The sequence below is a fragment of the Dorea formicigenerans genome (genome assembly GCF_025150245.1).
Lineage (GTDB): Bacteria > Bacillota > Clostridia > Lachnospirales > Lachnospiraceae > Dorea > Dorea formicigenerans.
The window spans coordinates 3,173,196-3,188,304 of the sequence record NZ_CP102279.1 but is presented as its reverse complement, the minus strand read 5'-3'; the positions used below and the strand labels follow the sequence as shown (position 1 = coordinate 3,188,304).

Annotated in this window: 14 protein-coding genes; 13 read left to right on the top strand and 1 reads right to left on the bottom strand. The window is 37.2% G+C overall.

What is annotated here, in order from left to right; genetic code table 11:
- Positions 1 to 192: 192 nt before the first annotated feature.
- The 13 genes from rpmH to NQ560_RS15520 all read left to right on the top strand — a co-directional run bounded on the left by rpmH (position 193) and on the right by NQ560_RS15520 (position 12,717).
- Positions 193 to 327, top strand: coding sequence for a 50S ribosomal protein L34 (gene rpmH / locus NQ560_RS15580; RefSeq protein ID WP_005334681.1), 135 nt, complete (start codon positions 193 to 195; stop codon positions 325 to 327).
- 49 nt (positions 328 to 376) lie between these two features.
- Complete coding sequence (rnpA, locus tag NQ560_RS15575; protein WP_005334689.1) at positions 377 to 715, top strand: ribonuclease P protein component; 339 nt, start codon at positions 377 to 379, stop codon at positions 713 to 715.
- 7 nt (positions 716 to 722) lie between these two features.
- On the top strand, positions 723 to 935 hold the full coding sequence (gene yidD / locus NQ560_RS15570; RefSeq protein ID WP_029731685.1) for a membrane protein insertion efficiency factor YidD: 213 nt from the start codon (positions 723 to 725) through the stop codon (positions 933 to 935).
- Positions 936 to 968: 33 nt separating this feature from the next.
- Positions 969 to 2,030: a YidC/Oxa1 family membrane protein insertase gene (locus NQ560_RS15565; RefSeq protein WP_040015605.1), complete on the top strand. Its 1,062-nt coding sequence runs from the start codon at positions 969 to 971 to the stop codon at positions 2,028 to 2,030.
- A gap of 14 nt (positions 2,031 to 2,044) precedes the next feature.
- A complete protein-coding gene (jag, locus tag NQ560_RS15560) occupies positions 2,045 to 2,926 on the top strand; it encodes an RNA-binding cell elongation regulator Jag/EloR (RefSeq protein ID WP_005334695.1) in 882 nt (293 codons plus the stop codon).
- 317 nt (positions 2,927 to 3,243) lie between these two features.
- Complete coding sequence (gene mnmE, locus NQ560_RS15555) at positions 3,244 to 4,656, top strand: tRNA uridine-5-carboxymethylaminomethyl(34) synthesis GTPase MnmE (RefSeq protein WP_005334699.1); 1,413 nt, start codon at positions 3,244 to 3,246, stop codon at positions 4,654 to 4,656.
- Positions 4,622 to 6,544 (top strand): tRNA uridine-5-carboxymethylaminomethyl(34) synthesis enzyme MnmG, encoded by a 1,923-nt coding sequence (gene mnmG, locus NQ560_RS15550; protein WP_005334701.1) that lies wholly within the window; start codon positions 4,622 to 4,624, stop codon positions 6,542 to 6,544. The genes mnmE and mnmG overlap by 35 nt, the downstream gene beginning before the upstream one ends.
- A 135-nt stretch (positions 6,545 to 6,679) precedes the next feature.
- The gene (rsmG, locus tag NQ560_RS15545) at positions 6,680 to 7,399 is read left to right on the top strand and encodes a 16S rRNA (guanine(527)-N(7))-methyltransferase RsmG (RefSeq protein WP_005334703.1); all 720 of its coding nucleotides are present in this window, start codon (positions 6,680 to 6,682) and stop codon (positions 7,397 to 7,399) included.
- Between the two features lie 907 nt (positions 7,400 to 8,306).
- Positions 8,307 to 9,071 (top strand): ParA family protein, encoded by a 765-nt coding sequence (locus tag NQ560_RS15540; RefSeq protein ID WP_005334704.1) that lies wholly within the window; start codon positions 8,307 to 8,309, stop codon positions 9,069 to 9,071.
- A 17-nt stretch (positions 9,072 to 9,088) separates the two neighbouring features.
- Positions 9,089 to 9,997 carry a ParB/RepB/Spo0J family partition protein gene (locus NQ560_RS15535; protein ID WP_005334706.1) on the top strand — a complete coding sequence of 303 codons (909 nt, stop codon included), beginning with the start codon at positions 9,089 to 9,091 and terminating at the stop codon, positions 9,995 to 9,997.
- Between the two features lies 1 nt (position 9,998).
- The gene (locus tag NQ560_RS15530) at positions 9,999 to 10,538 is read left to right on the top strand and encodes a DUF4446 family protein (protein ID WP_005334708.1); all 540 of its coding nucleotides are present in this window, start codon (positions 9,999 to 10,001) and stop codon (positions 10,536 to 10,538) included.
- 14 nt (positions 10,539 to 10,552) lie between these two features.
- The gene (gene serS / locus NQ560_RS15525; RefSeq protein WP_005334710.1) at positions 10,553 to 11,839 is read left to right on the top strand and encodes a serine--tRNA ligase; all 1,287 of its coding nucleotides are present in this window, start codon (positions 10,553 to 10,555) and stop codon (positions 11,837 to 11,839) included.
- Positions 11,840 to 11,841: 2 nt separating this feature from the next.
- Positions 11,842 to 12,717, top strand: coding sequence for a DUF3881 family protein (locus tag NQ560_RS15520; protein ID WP_005334712.1), 876 nt, complete (start codon positions 11,842 to 11,844; stop codon positions 12,715 to 12,717).
- A 1,324-nt stretch (positions 12,718 to 14,041) separates the two neighbouring features.
- Here the strand turns inward: NQ560_RS15520 and NQ560_RS15515 are convergent.
- On the bottom strand, positions 14,042 to 15,031 hold the full coding sequence (locus tag NQ560_RS15515; protein ID WP_005334715.1) for a serine/threonine-protein kinase: 990 nt from the start codon (positions 15,029 to 15,031) through the stop codon (positions 14,042 to 14,044).
- Between the last annotated feature and the right edge of the window lie 78 nt (positions 15,032 to 15,109).

Genomic DNA, 15,109 nt, shown 5'->3' with positions numbered 1-15,109 from the left:
TTTAAACAAACTCCTACTTCCCAAGTCTACTCTTTATCTATTTTACATCAAAATATGTATTTAAGCAATTAAAAAGTAAAGAAAATCATCGGTAATGCTTGACGTATCAAGATTTTTTTTATATAATCAAAGCTGATGTCTTAAGAAAAAATATGGGGCAACCCTTGGAAAAATATAAGGAGGTGGATATCTATGAAAATGACATTCCAGCCAAAAAAGAGACAAAGATCTAAAGTACATGGTTTCAGATCAAGAATGAGTACTGCAGGCGGAAGAAAAGTACTTGCAGCAAGAAGAGCAAAAGGAAGAAAGAAATTATCAGCGTAGGCCGCATATATGTGGCCTTTTCTTCTTTCAAAAAATAGGAGATTAAAGCATGAAATATTCCGAATCATTGAAAAAACATAAGGATTTTCAACATGTATATAAAAAAGGAAGTTCTTATGCGAACAAGTATCTTGTCATGTATGTACTGGAGAATCAGACGGAAGGTAATCGATTGGGAATATCTGTAAGTAAAAAAGTGGGAAACAGTATCGTAAGACACCGATTAACTAGGTTGATCCGAGAGAGTTACCGGCTACAAGAAGACATGTTCAGCAGTGGGCGCGATATCGTAGTTATCGCAAGAGGTGCAGCTAAGGGTAAGAATTACCGCGACATAGAGAGCGCACTGATCCACCTGGCACGTCTTCATAATATATATAAGGGGTAATTGCGTGATGAAAAAGATTCTGCTTGGTATCATCAGATTCTATCAAAAGTATTTATCAGGAGCAAAGGGATATTCTTCCTGTAAGTATTATCCGACCTGTTCCAGATATGCGATAGAAGCAATTGAAAAGTACGGGGCCTTTAAGGGAGGCCTTCTTGCTGCCTGGAGAATCTTGCGTTGCAATCCTTTTTCAAAAGGAGGATATGACCCTGTTCCTTAAAAAGAATTACAAAATCCGATGGAGGAAAAAGAGATGGTAGGAAGTTTACTAAGTGCAGCAAATTGGCCGATTGTCGGACAGATCTGCTGGGTATTAGGTAAAGTCATGAATTTTATCTATACGATGTTAGATGGCGCACTTCCAAGTGACACCGGTCTGGTTGGTATATCTATTATCCTGTATACGATTCTTGTATATACCCTGATGCTGCCGATGACAATTAATCAGCAGAGATCATCTAAGATGCAGGCCGTTGTACAGCCGGAAGTCATGGCTATCCAGAAAAAGTACAAGAACAAAAAAGATCAGGCTTCAATGCTGAAACAGCAGGAAGAGATACAGCAGGTGTATGACAAGTATGGCGTATCCATGATGGGAGGATGCCTTCCGTTACTGATCCAGATGCCGTTTTTGTTCGCATTGTATCCGGTCATTTACAGTATTTCTGATTACGTACCAAATATTACAGCTCAGGCAAATAAGTTTCTCACAATTCCGGATATGACAATCACTCCGGGTAACATGCTTAGCATGGCAAAAAGCGGAGAGACAATGGGATATTCAGCGGCAGCGCTGGTTATCACAGCAATTTTACTTCCGGTATTATCTGCATTTACACAGTATCTGAATATGAAACTGTCTATGGCAGTAAATGGTTCTAACAGACCGGCAGATAAAGATGACCCGACAGCAGCAACAATGAGAACTATGAATATGACAATGCCTCTGTTCTCACTGGTTATGGTATTTACATTACCGACTGGTATCGGTATCTACTGGATCGTCAGTGCAATCGTACGTATGGTTCAGCAGGTATTTATCAACAAACATCTCAGTAAGATATCAGTGGATGACATGATCGAGAAGAATAAAGAAAAAGCGCAGAAGAAGAAAGAAAAACGTGGCGAAAAAGCAGAGAAGATCAACGCTATGGCTCAGACAAATACAAAGAGCATCAAATCTTCTGCAACACAGAGTTCTTCTATGTCTGATAAAGAAAGAGAAGAAAAACTCGAAAAAGCAAGAGCAAATGCGAAACCGGGAAGTCTTGCTTCAAAAGCCAACATGGTTAAGAATTTTAATGAGAATAAGTAAGGGGGCATATATTCATGGATTACATTACTGTAACAGCAAAGAATCTTGATGATGCGATTACAGAAGCGTTAGTTCAGTTAGAAGTAACAAGTGATCGTCTTGATTATGAAGTTATCGAAAAAGGAAGCGATGGTTTCCTTGGATTCGGTAGAAAACAGGCCGTTATCAAAGCCCGCAGAAAAGAAGAGCCTGTAGTCGAAGTAAAAGCTGAGAAAAAAGAAGAGAAACCTGTAAAGGTCGAGAAGGCAGCAAAAGTTGAGAAGACAGAGCATGCAGAGAAAAAAGAACCAGTAAAAACTGAGACTAAGAATGAATTTAAGAAAGAGCATAAGAAAGAGAAAGATTTCAAAAAAGCTCCGAAAAAAGAAGTAAGAGAAGAGACAGAACTTGCAAAAGTTGAGCCGGCTACAATTGAAGCTTGTGAGAAATTTGTAGAAGATGTTCTGAATGCCATGAATATGGAAGAGGTAAAGGTTACTTCTACAGTTGATGAGGAAGGTGCACTGAGCATCACTATGGAAGGTAAGAACATGGGTATCCTGATCGGTAAGAGAGGACAGACACTGGATTCTCTTCAGTATCTTACCAATCGTGTAGCTAACAAGATGCAGGATGGATACGTTCGTGTAAAACTTGACACAGAGGATTATAGAAGAAGAAGAAAAGAGACTCTTGAGAATCTTGCAAAGAACATTGCAAGCAAGGTAAAGAGAACAAGAAGAACAGTTGCACTTGAGCCAATGAATCCATATGAGAGAAGAATCATTCACTCAGCACTGCAGTCTGATCCGGCTGTATCTACACACAGTGAAGGTGAAGAGCCTTACAGAAAAGTCGTTGTAACACTGGCAAGAAGATCCGGTGGCTCTCATAATTACGAGAAATACGACAAATAGAAGATAAAATTACAAAGCAGGGGTTTAAAAAACCTCTGCTTTTTTGTACAATAAAATAATGATGCCAGGATAATTCTACGATATAGCCTCCGGCAGGGCGCACATCGTCCGGTGGACAATGGTTTTGCGCCGACCGAAACGGAGTGTAGACTTGCAGAGGTGCGCAGTAGAAGTATGTCATGCAATTGCATGAAGCACACCTCGCAGCAAGAATGCCGAGGCATTCTTTAATGAGGTAAAGAAGTGCGAGAGTGCACAGCACGAAGCAGTTCGTAAGGCATCATGTGTACAGGTGAAAATAACAGGGAGGATATAGAATGAGAAATGAGTCTGGCACAATCGCAGCCATATCTACCGCCATGAGTAATTCCGGAATTGGAATTGTCAGAATGAGTGGAGAAGAAGCTGTCGAGATTGCAGAGCGCATATATAAAGGGAAAAATGAAAAAAAGCTGTCAAAACAGCCTACGCATACCATTCACTACGGGTATATTGTAGACGGAGAAGATACGATTGATGAAGTGCTTGTGATGCTGATGCGTGGACCGCACAGCTATACAGGAGAAGATACTGTGGAAATCAATTGCCATGGTGGTGTGTATGTTGTGCGAAGAATTTTGGAGACGGTGATAAAATATGGCGCAAGACCTGCAGATCCAGGCGAATTTACAAAGCGCGCATTTTTAAATGGAAAGATGGATCTGTCCCAGGCAGAGGCGGTAGGAGATCTCATTTCTTCAAAAAATGAGTATGCACTTCGAAGTTCCGTCAGCCAGTTGAAGGGGAATATAAAAAAAGAGATCCAAAAAATACGTGAAGAAATTCTGTATCATACAGCATTTATCGAGACAGCACTAGACGATCCGGAACACATCAGTGTGGACGGTTATGGCGAGAAGCTTGAAGTTGTCGTGGAAGATCATATGAAGAGCTTGAAACATTTATTATCCACTTGTGATGATGGAAGAATGATCAAAGAAGGAATTAAGACAGTCATCGTAGGAAAGCCAAATGCCGGAAAATCTTCCCTGTTAAATGTGTTATTAGGTGAAGAGCGTGCAATTGTAACTGAGATTGCCGGAACAACGAGAGATGTACTGGAAGAGCATATGAATCTGCAGGGAATCTCATTAAATATCGTAGACACAGCAGGAATCCGTGATACCGAGGATGTGGTAGAGAAGATTGGTGTAGACCGTGCAAAGGAAAATGCAAAGGATGCCGACCTTATCATGTATGTCATTGATGCTTCAGCGCCACTGGATGAGAATGACGATGATATTATGCGTATGATCTATGGTAGAAAAGCTATTATTCTGTTAAATAAAGCGGATCTTAATACAATTCTTGGAAAAGACGAGATAAAGAAGAAATATTCCGAGATTAATCAGTTAGAAAGTTGTGATATTTTTCCTGCAATTATAGAGATATCTGCGAAAAACGGGCAGGGGATCAGTGAATTGGAACAGACATTGAAAGAGATGTTTTTTGAAGGAAAAATATCTTTTAACGATGAAATTTATATTACAAATGTGCGACATAAAACAGCATTGAACAATGCTTATGAGGCATTAAAAAAGGTAAAAGAAAGCATAGATATGGGTATGCCGGAAGATTTTTATTCTATTGATCTGATGGATGCCTACGAAGAACTTGGAAGTATAACCGGAGAGACGATAGGAGAAGATTTGGTCAATGAAATATTCAGCAAATTCTGTATGGGAAAATAAAGACGAATATGATATTGCAGTAATTGGAGCAGGACATGCAGGCTGTGAGGCAGCTCTGGCGGCTGCAAGAATGGGATTTAAGACAGTAGTATTTACCGTCAGCGTGGAGAGTATTGCCATGATGCCTTGTAATCCGAATATTGGAGGAAGTTCAAAAGGACATCTTGTCAAAGAAGTTGACGCTCTTGGCGGTGAGATGGGCAAGGTCATTGATAAGACATTTATTCAGTCAAAGATGTTGAATCAATCAAAAGGACCGGCAGTACATTCACTGCGTGCCCAGGCAGATAAGGAACAGTACAGCAGAACAATGAGGAGAGTGCTGGAAAACCAGGAAAATCTGGATGTCAGACAGACGGAAGTGGTAAATATCCTGACTGAAGAAGTCTGTGAAAGTGGGAAGAAAAAAGTAATTGGTGTTCAGATACTCTCTGGGGGTATATATCGAGTAAAAGCAGTCGTATTGTGTACCGGAACATATCTCCGTGCGAGATGTGTATATGGTGAAGTCAGTAATGCAACCGGTCCGAATGGTTTGCAGGCTGCAAATCATCTGACAGAATGTCTGAAGAATCTTGGAATTAACATGTACCGTTTTAAGACAGGAACTCCGGCAAGAATCGATAAAAGATCTATAGATTTTAATAAAATGGAAGCGCAGTATGGTGATGAAAGAATCACACCATTTTCATTTACCACTAATCCGGATGATATTCAGATTGACCAGGTGCCATGCTGGTTAACCTACACTAACGAAAAGACACATGAGATTATCCGTAATAATCTGGATCGTTCTCCATTATATTCCGGAATGATAGAAGGAACAGGACCGAGATATTGTCCATCTATTGAGGATAAAGTAGTAAGATTTGCGGACAAGAACAGACATCAGGTATTTATAGAGCCTGAAGGAATTGATACAAATGAAATGTACATCGGAGGTATGTCCAGTTCTTTACCGGAGGATGTCCAGTATGATATGTATAGATCTGTTGCAGGTCTGGAACATGCCAAGATTGTAAGAAATGCATATGCAATTGAGTACGATTGTATAGATGCAAGACAGTTAAAGCCATCACTGGAATTCAGAGAGATTGAAGGGTTATTTAGCGGAGGACAGTTCAATGGAAGTTCCGGTTATGAAGAAGCTGCATGCCAGGGATTGATTGCAGGTATCAATGCAGCAAGAAAGCTTCAGAAAAAAGAAGCAGTTGTACTGGATCGATCTCAGGCATATATTGGCGTTTTGATTGATGATCTGGTGACAAAAGAAAGTCATGAACCATATCGTATGATGACATCCAGAGCAGAATACCGGTTACTTCTAAGACAAGATAATGCAGATCAAAGACTGACGGAGATAGGATACGAGATCGGATTAATTTCACAGGATAGATATGAACGGTTAAAATTAAAAGAAAAACTGATTGAAGAAGAAGTATCACGTGTGGAGCATGTGCATGTAGGAACAAGTGAAAAGGTTCAGAATTTACTTGCGCAGTACCAAAGCACACCGTTAAATTCCGGAATTTCACTGGCAGAACTTATCAGAAGACCGGAATTAACTTATCAGGTACTTACTACAATCGATGAGGCAAGACCGGAATTTCCAAAAGATTTGTCAGAAGAAGTCTCTGAGCAGGTAAATATATCAATTAAATATGATGGATATATTAAACGCCAGAAAAAACAGGTAGAACAGTTCAAAAAACTTGAAAATAAGAAAATACCAGAAAATATAGATTATGATCAGGTGAAGAGTCTTAGAATCGAAGCAGTTCAAAAATTAAAAGAATTCCGTCCGGTTTCTATTGGACAGGCTTCTAGAATTTCCGGAGTATCACCTGCAGATATATCTGTATTACTTGTATATCTAGGCGGCAGGTAAAATAATTCGAGATTAGTATATTGTGCGTATTTTGCAAAAAGAATGCCGAGAATATTTTTTAATTAATATATGAAGAACTGAATTAATATGGATAAATAGAAGAATATAGAAAAATGAAAATAGTTAGGAACGGATATGAAAAATAAAGAACAGAGATTAATCGAAAACATGAAAATGATATCTGTAGAACTTACGGATAAACAGGTATCTCAGTTCATCAAATTCTATGAAATGCTTGTAGAGTGGAATAAGGTTATGAACCTCACAGGAATTACAGAATATGATGAGGTAGTTATGAAACATTTTGTGGATAGCTTGTCTATTGTAAAAGTAAATGGATTTGATAATGTAACGACTATTATTGACGTAGGAACTGGAGCAGGATTTCCGGGTATTCCACTAAAAATAGTATTCCCAGAGATAAAAATCACATTATTAGATTCATTGAACAAGCGAATTAAGTTCTTAAATGCTGTTATAGATGAACTTGAGCTGGAAAATATAGAAACAATACACGGAAGAGCAGAGGACTTTTCGAAGAAAGAAGATTACCGTGAACAATATGATCTGTGTGTTTCCCGTGCAGTAGCAAATCTGGCGACTTTATCAGAATATTGTCTTCCTTATGTAAAAGTAGGTGGATGTTTTATACCTTATAAATCCGGAGAAATTGATGAAGAGTTAAACAACTCAAAAAAAGCAGTACAAATATTAGGTGGAAAAATCGAAGAAGTGGTAAAATTCCAGTTGCCAGATACAGATATCGGAAGATCATTTGTAAAAATAAAGAAGAACAAGAATACTGCAAAGAAATATCCACGAAAAGCAGGCTTGCCGGCGAAAGAACCATTATAAGATTGAGATGTTTCACGTGAAACATTAAATAAAAAATATGGATTGATTGATAGAAAAAGGGCGTCCTCAAACAGGTCATTTCAATTCATTGCTGCGTCGTATATTATTATATCAAAAATTAAACTCGTCTCAAAGAGACTCAAACAGTAATTTTTGATATAAAACTATACTCGCAATGAATTGAAAAACAACCTAAGTTTGAGGACTCTCTTTTTCTATTTCATATTCACAACTATTTTCTATATAAAAATATGTTTCACGTGAAACATGAAAAGAAGTAAAGATAAGAACGTCCATCTTAATTCATTGGTGCGTTGTATAAATTATATCAAAATTAAATTCGTCTCAAAGAGACTCAGACGATAATTTTTGATATAACACTATACTTGTAATGAATTAAAAAAACAACCTAAGTTTGAGAACTCTCTTTTATATAAATATGTTTCACGTGAAACATTGAAAAGAAGTAAAGATAAGAATATTCATTTCAATTCAGTGTTAAGTCGTATATGATTATATCAAAAACAAATTCGTCTCAAGGAGATTCAAATAGTAATTTTTTCTATAAAACTATACTCACAATGAAAAACAACCAATGTTTGAAAAAAGTCCTTTTTCTATTATATATTAGCCACTGCTCTTACATATATAATATGTTTCACGTGAAACATTAAAAAGAGTAAAGCACAGATTCGTTACTCTCAACACGAGAATAAAAGTAATGGGAGCGTAGTAGAAGTATGTCATGCAATTGCATGATGCGCACCTCGCAACAAGAATGCCGAGGAATTCTTGAATCTTATATCCTTATTTTCACAAATTCAGACAAAAAACTATGTTTCACGTGAAACATTTGTGGTATACTATAACTTGTAACGAAATGTAGAATGAAAGGTGAATTAATAATATGGGGAGAATTATTGCCGTAGCTAATCAGAAAGGCGGAGTTGGTAAGACTACCACATCTATCAACCTTGCAGCTTGCCTTGCTGAAAAAGGAAAAAAGGTTCTTGCTGTTGATATGGATCCACAGGGAAATCTCACCAGTGGTCTGGGTGTAGATAAAGATTCTGTGGAAAAGTCTATTTATGAACTGATTATTGGAGAAGTTGATATCAAAGAAGTAATTAATAAAGAAGTTCTTGAAAATCTTGATATTATTCCGACCAGTATTGATTTGTCAGCAGCAGAAATTGAATTGATTGGTGTAGATGATAAAGAATATATTCTTAGAAATGCAATTGATCAGGTAAAAGATCAGTATGATTTTGTAATTATAGACTGTCCACCATCTTTGAGTATGCTGACGATAAATGCTATGACTACGGCAGACTCTGTTATTGTACCGATTCAGTGTGAGTACTATGCATTGGAAGGACTCAGCCAGTTAATACATACAGTTGAATTAGTAAAAGACAGATTGAATTCAAAATTGGAAATAGAAGGTGTCGTATTTACAATGTATGATGCCAGAACGAATCTGTCTCTTCAGGTAGTTGAGAATGTAAAAGACAATCTGCAACAGAATATATATAAAACTATAATTCCTAGAAATATTCGACTGGCAGAGGCACCAAGTTACGGATTGCCAATTAATAAGTATGATCCAAAATCAACAGGAGCAGAAAGCTATATGAGATTGGCTGATGAGGTTATCGAAAGAGAAGAATAAAAAATAAGGAGGTTCCCATGGCTGTTAAGAAAAAAGGATTGGGAAAAGGACTTGATAGTCTGATTCCTGAGAAATCAAATAAGCCATTAGCAAAAGAGCCGGCTGAAGAAAAGAGGAAGTCTGAGTCAGGTTCGGGTATTCAAATGATGAAAATCAATATGGTTGAGCCGAATCGAGATCAACCGCGTAAAAAGTTTGATGAAGATGCAATTCTTGAACTGGCAGATTCGATCAAACAATTCGGAGTACTGCAACCGCTTCTTGTAAGAAAGAATAAAGATTATTATGAGATTATTGCAGGAGAGAGACGTTGGAGAGCTGCCAAACAGGCCGGAGTCAAGGAAGTCCCTGTTATTGTAAAAGAGTATACAGAACAGGAAATAGTAGAAATCGGTTTAATTGAAAATATCCAGAGAGAAAACTTAAATCCAATTGAAGAAGCAATGGCATTTAAGAGATTGTTGGAAGAATTTAATCTGAAACAGGATGAAGTGGCCGAGCGTGTATCAAAAAGCAGAACTGCAGTCACAAACTCTATGCGACTTCTGAAATTGGACGAGCGTGTTCAGCAAATGATTATTGATGACATGATCTCGACCGGACATGCAAGAGCATTACTTGCAATTGACGATAAGGATGAACAGTATAATCTGGCAAACCGGATATTTGATGAAAAATTAAGTGTACGTGATACAGAAAAGCTTGTAAAAGAAATCAAAAATCCGAAAAAGACAAAAGAAAAAGTAAAGACCGTAAATGATTTCATTTATAAAGACCTTGCAAATAAAATGAAAGAAGTTATGGGTACAAAAGTTAGTATAGCATCTAAAGGGAATGGAAAAGGTAAAATAGAGATAGAATACTATTCTGATGAGGAATTAGAACGAATGTTCGATATGATTATGAGCATTGGAAAGGAAGAATAATATGGAAAGCAAGATACTGAATGCACTGGGGATAGATCCAGCATTTATTTTCCTGTTTATGCTGATTCTATTCGTAGTTTTGTTTATACTATATGTAAATGTAACCATGAAATACAATCGTTTGAAAAACAGCTATGCAACATTTATGAAAGGGAAAGATGGAAAATCCCTTGAGCAGAGTCTGAAAGATAAATTCGAGGAAGCAGAGGCGGTTCTTAAGTTTACAAAGCAGAACAGAACAGAAATCCGTGAGTTAAACCGTAAATTAGAGACAAATTACCAGAAAGTCGGAATTGTAAAATACGATGCATTTAACGAGATGGGTGGAAAACTGAGTTTTGCACTTGCTATGCTGGATGGAAATGACAGCGGCTGGATCATCAATGCAATGCACAGTCGTGAAGGATGTTACACTTATGTGAAAGAAATCGTAAAAGGTGAAAGCTATGTAGAGCTTGCTGAGGAAGAGGCGGAGGCACTGGATAAAGCCATCTTCCATGATATAGAAAAGATTGAAAAAAGCGAGATTATTGAAAAATAAGGAGGATATGAGAGATGTTAGATATCAAATTTGTCAGAAATAACCCGGAGGTCGTAAAACAGAATATCAAAAATAAATTCCAGGATGATAAGCTTCCACTGGTTGATGAAGTTATCGAATTGGACCAGAGAAACCGTGAGATTAAACAGGAAGTAGAGGCTCTTCGTGCTGATAAGAATCAGATTTCCAAACAGATTGGTGCATGTATGGCACAGGGAAAGAAAGAAGAAGCAGAAGAATTAAAGAAAAAAGTTCAGGAAAATGCAGAACGAGTAGAGGCTTTATCTAAAGAAGAAAAAGAAGTAGAAGCTAAAATTAAACAGAATATGATGATTATTCCAAATATTATCGATCCTTCTGTACCAATTGGAAAAGACGACAGCGAGAACGTTGAAATTGAAAAATTCGGTGAGCCGGTCGTACCTGATTACGAAATTCCATATCATACAGATATTATGGAAAGCTTTAATGGAATCGACCTTGAAAGTGCCGGAAAAGTAGCCGGAAATGGATTCTATTACCTTATGGGAGATATTGCAAGACTTCACTCTGCAGTTATTTCTTATGCAAGAGATTTCATGATCGACAGAGGATTTACTTACTGCATTCCTCCATTTATGATCAGAAGTAATGTAGTAACAGGAGTTATGAGCTTTGCAGAGATGGATGCCATGATGTACAAAATAGAGGGTGAAGACCTGTATCTGATCGGTACAAGTGAGCATTCCATGATCGGTAAATTCATCGATACAATGTTGACAGAGGATCAGCTTCCACAGACACTTACAAGTTATTCTCCATGTTTCCGTAAAGAAAAAGGAGCACATGGTATCGAGGAAAGAGGAGTATACCGTATCCACCAGTTTGAGAAACAGGAAATGATCGTTGTATGTAAACCGGAAGAGAGCAAGATGTGGTATGACAAATTATGGCAGAACACAGTAGATCTGTTCCGTTCTATGGATATCCCGGTCCGTACACTTGAGTGCTGCTCCGGAGATCTGGCAGATCTGAAAGTAAAATCCTGTGACGTTGAGGCATGGTCACCAAGACAGAAGAAATACTTCGAGGTCGGAAGCTGCTCTAACCTTGGAGATGCTCAGGCAAGAAGACTTGGAATCCGTGTAAAAGACGCTGATGGAAACAAATATTTTGCAAACACACTGAATAATACTGTAGTAGCACCACCAAGAATGCTGATTGCATTTCTGGAGAACAATCTTCAGGCAGATGGTTCTGTAAGAATCCCAGAGGTACTTCGTCCATATATGGGTGGTATGACTGAAATCAAAAGGAAATAAAAATGCATCAATATCTGAATGCCATAGGATTTGGCAGCATGAAGTCAAAAAAAGAATTATATGAGATACTGGATAAAGTAGAACAGCAATATACGTGTCATGAGCTTGTATATCAGGACGAAGAATTAGATTTTTGTGAATATCAGAAGGAATTCGGACCTGGAATGGGGATATGTCTGTGCGGAGACATGGATTCTGTGGATAACTTTACGAAAAGATATTATTATCCATATTTTCTTGGAACAGGAATCACGTCCTATGCAGATATCACGATTGAGCGCAGAATGGACAGAGAGGCCTATGTAGGAATCTGTGAAGATGCAAAAATCGGAATTACGATTATATTTTATCTGCAAAATGTGCCACAGTATTTGAAAGAAAAGCAATTGAGCGGTAACAAGATGAACTATACATCTGTAACACTTGCAGGATTATGCGAGTCAGGGACTATATTGTTGCCGGTAAAGAAAGATCATTCACAAAAAGAACGACAGAGAGAAGAGGTGTATAACCGCATGCAGCTTCTCTCTGCTGCAAAATCCGGAGATCCCAATGCAATCGAGACGCTCACACTGGAAGACATTGATACTTACTCAAAGGTGTCAAGGCGACTGGTGACGGAAGACGTATTCAGCATTGTGGATACATACATCATGCCGTATAGTGTGGAGTGTGACCGATATTCCATATTAGGTGAGATTCAGGAACTCCATGAAATCGTGAATGAGTATACAGGGGAAAATGTTTACGTGATGAAATTAGACGTAAATGGCCTCGTATTTGACGTTTGCGTGCCGAGACAGGGACTTCTTGGGGAACCGGCAGTAGGACGCAGATTTAAGGCGAATATGTGGCTTCAGGGCTATATTAATTATTAGTATCTGACTATAAGATGATTATAAGACTGAAAATGTAAGATAACAAGAGAGCAGGGGATTACCTGCTCTCTTGTGTATTAGACGGTTATGTATCACACACTAAAATCATGAAACATCATCAGAAAACAACTTGATAAAATATAAATATACAGAATATTCTATGGAAATAATACAATTATAAATTAATTAAAATAAATATCATAAATAGTATTGACAAAATAAAACCTAGATGGTATTATATAGTCAATCCAAAGGAAAACAAAATATCAAATCAAAAAAGATTTAATATAAGATATGATCAAAAAAATTAAATGATAAAGAAGAACCAAAAAAGTTCAGTAAAAAAATTTAATGAAAAGATTAAATCGAAAATTAAATCAACAAATTTTAGATTAAGATAGAATAACCTAAAATAACCCAAAAGGTTAAATCGAAATTCGTATAAGAAGATTTGATAGAATAATTCCTTAGGAATCATCGATAGAAGTCCTGACGAGAAAGGGACGAACGAAATAGAAAGGAAGGAGGCTTAAACCGTTGGACAATTCAGAATCTATAAATAGTCAATATGTTGGTGGTATGGCAAATGGAAGTTCCCACAGAATAAGCCTTAACCATAGATCATAAAAATCCGGTAAGAAGATTGAATAAAAAAGATAAATCGGAGAAGAAAAGATAACCGGTATAAAAGAGAAAACATTTGCAGAACATATTGAGGATAAAGATACCGCAGTAATTCAAGGAATTAGAAGATGTGTAAAGAAACATCGAACTAATCGAGATTTATATAAAAAATGAGTTCTATAAAGAAGAGATGCTATAGACGGAATAGCTGGATGGTCGTAGAGTATATTGAAGAATCTCATGGAAGAGAATGATAGCGATAACTACTATGAGAAAGTTATAGATAGGGAATAGTAAGGAACTTCAATATAGAAGATGAGGGTTATATAAATCAAATCAATGAAGCGTAAATCGGCGACTTTGAATTACATGTTATAGTTCTAAAAGAAAGGAAAACAGGCAGGGAACAAGATCAACAGAAACCTCCGATAATAAAAAATATGAATATAATGAAATTTAATATAAAGTAGCCATTATAATTAAGGATAATTATAATGGCTACTTTAATGTGGAAAAAGGGCAGAAAATGTATTTGTCATCAAAGGTGGTAAATGCTGTGAAAAAATTATGAAATTAATTGAGTGGGATAACTCTTGATGATAATGTGGAAAAATACATGAATCAGAGACTATAACGTGGAAAACTAACAGGAGAGAAGAAAAGGAAGAACCAAGGCAATCAAAGTCCAAGGTTCTTCTTTTTATTTCTTCTTCGCAGCTTCCCAGTTATCCTTCCTTTTTTCTAATGTACAGATTTTATCCATGCATATCATTAAATCCCGTTTCATTGCCGTCGCTGACTGATATCGAGCTTTCGGGTCATTAGCACAGGCGGTCATTACAGTATCATAGAGGATTTCTTCAGACATTTTTTGTTTGATATTTGTTGCAATTCCCCAGCTTGACAGCTTTTGCTTCCAGTCCCATTCGGTATCTCCGTTCATACGCCGGTTTATCCGGTCTATGGAACTTTGAATTTCAGAAAAAGGCAGTTTGAAATCATTTGCCAGGTAATATAAAACCATACCAAGGGAATAAATGTCTGCGGTCTGGTCATAAGGCATTCCTTTGTAAACTTCCGGTGCCATAAAATCATAAGAGCCAATCACGGTCATAGTTCCTGAAATCTGCTGTCTGGCAACACCAAAATCTCCCAGTTTAAAGTAACCTTTTGGGGAGACCATAATATTTGCCGGCTTGATATCACGATGAATGATATTTTTTGCATGACATACTTCTAAGGCATTGCAAATATCAATTCCCAACTTCACAATTTGTTTTCTTGTAAGTCCATTACATTCGTCTGCAAAATCCATCAGATCTTTCAGATATTCCATCTGGATATAAAGCTTCCAGTAATTTAACTCCGGCATTTTTTCCGTACAGCTTCCTTTCAACTGCACAATCGTCTTCATTCCCACAAATGATTCTAATAGATTCACTTCTTGTGTCATCTGGTCGAATCGCTGCGCGTAGCTTTTTCTGGCTTCGTCCCAATCCTTGGTAAATTCATACCGTACCGTATTGTTATCCAATGTCCAGTTTATAATTTTCAGGGCCGAAACCTCTTCATTTTCCGTTCCTTTATCTTTTACTAGTTTATAAACAGAACCGTAAGAACCATGACCTAATTCTTCTGTAATCTCATAGCCGTTCTCGCTCCACTGTATTGGTAATTTTGGAAATGTCATCTTTTTTGTTCCTTTTATTTTAGAATTGCGATTTTAATTAAAAAGCTGATACTTTTTCATTATATTCTGGATGATTGA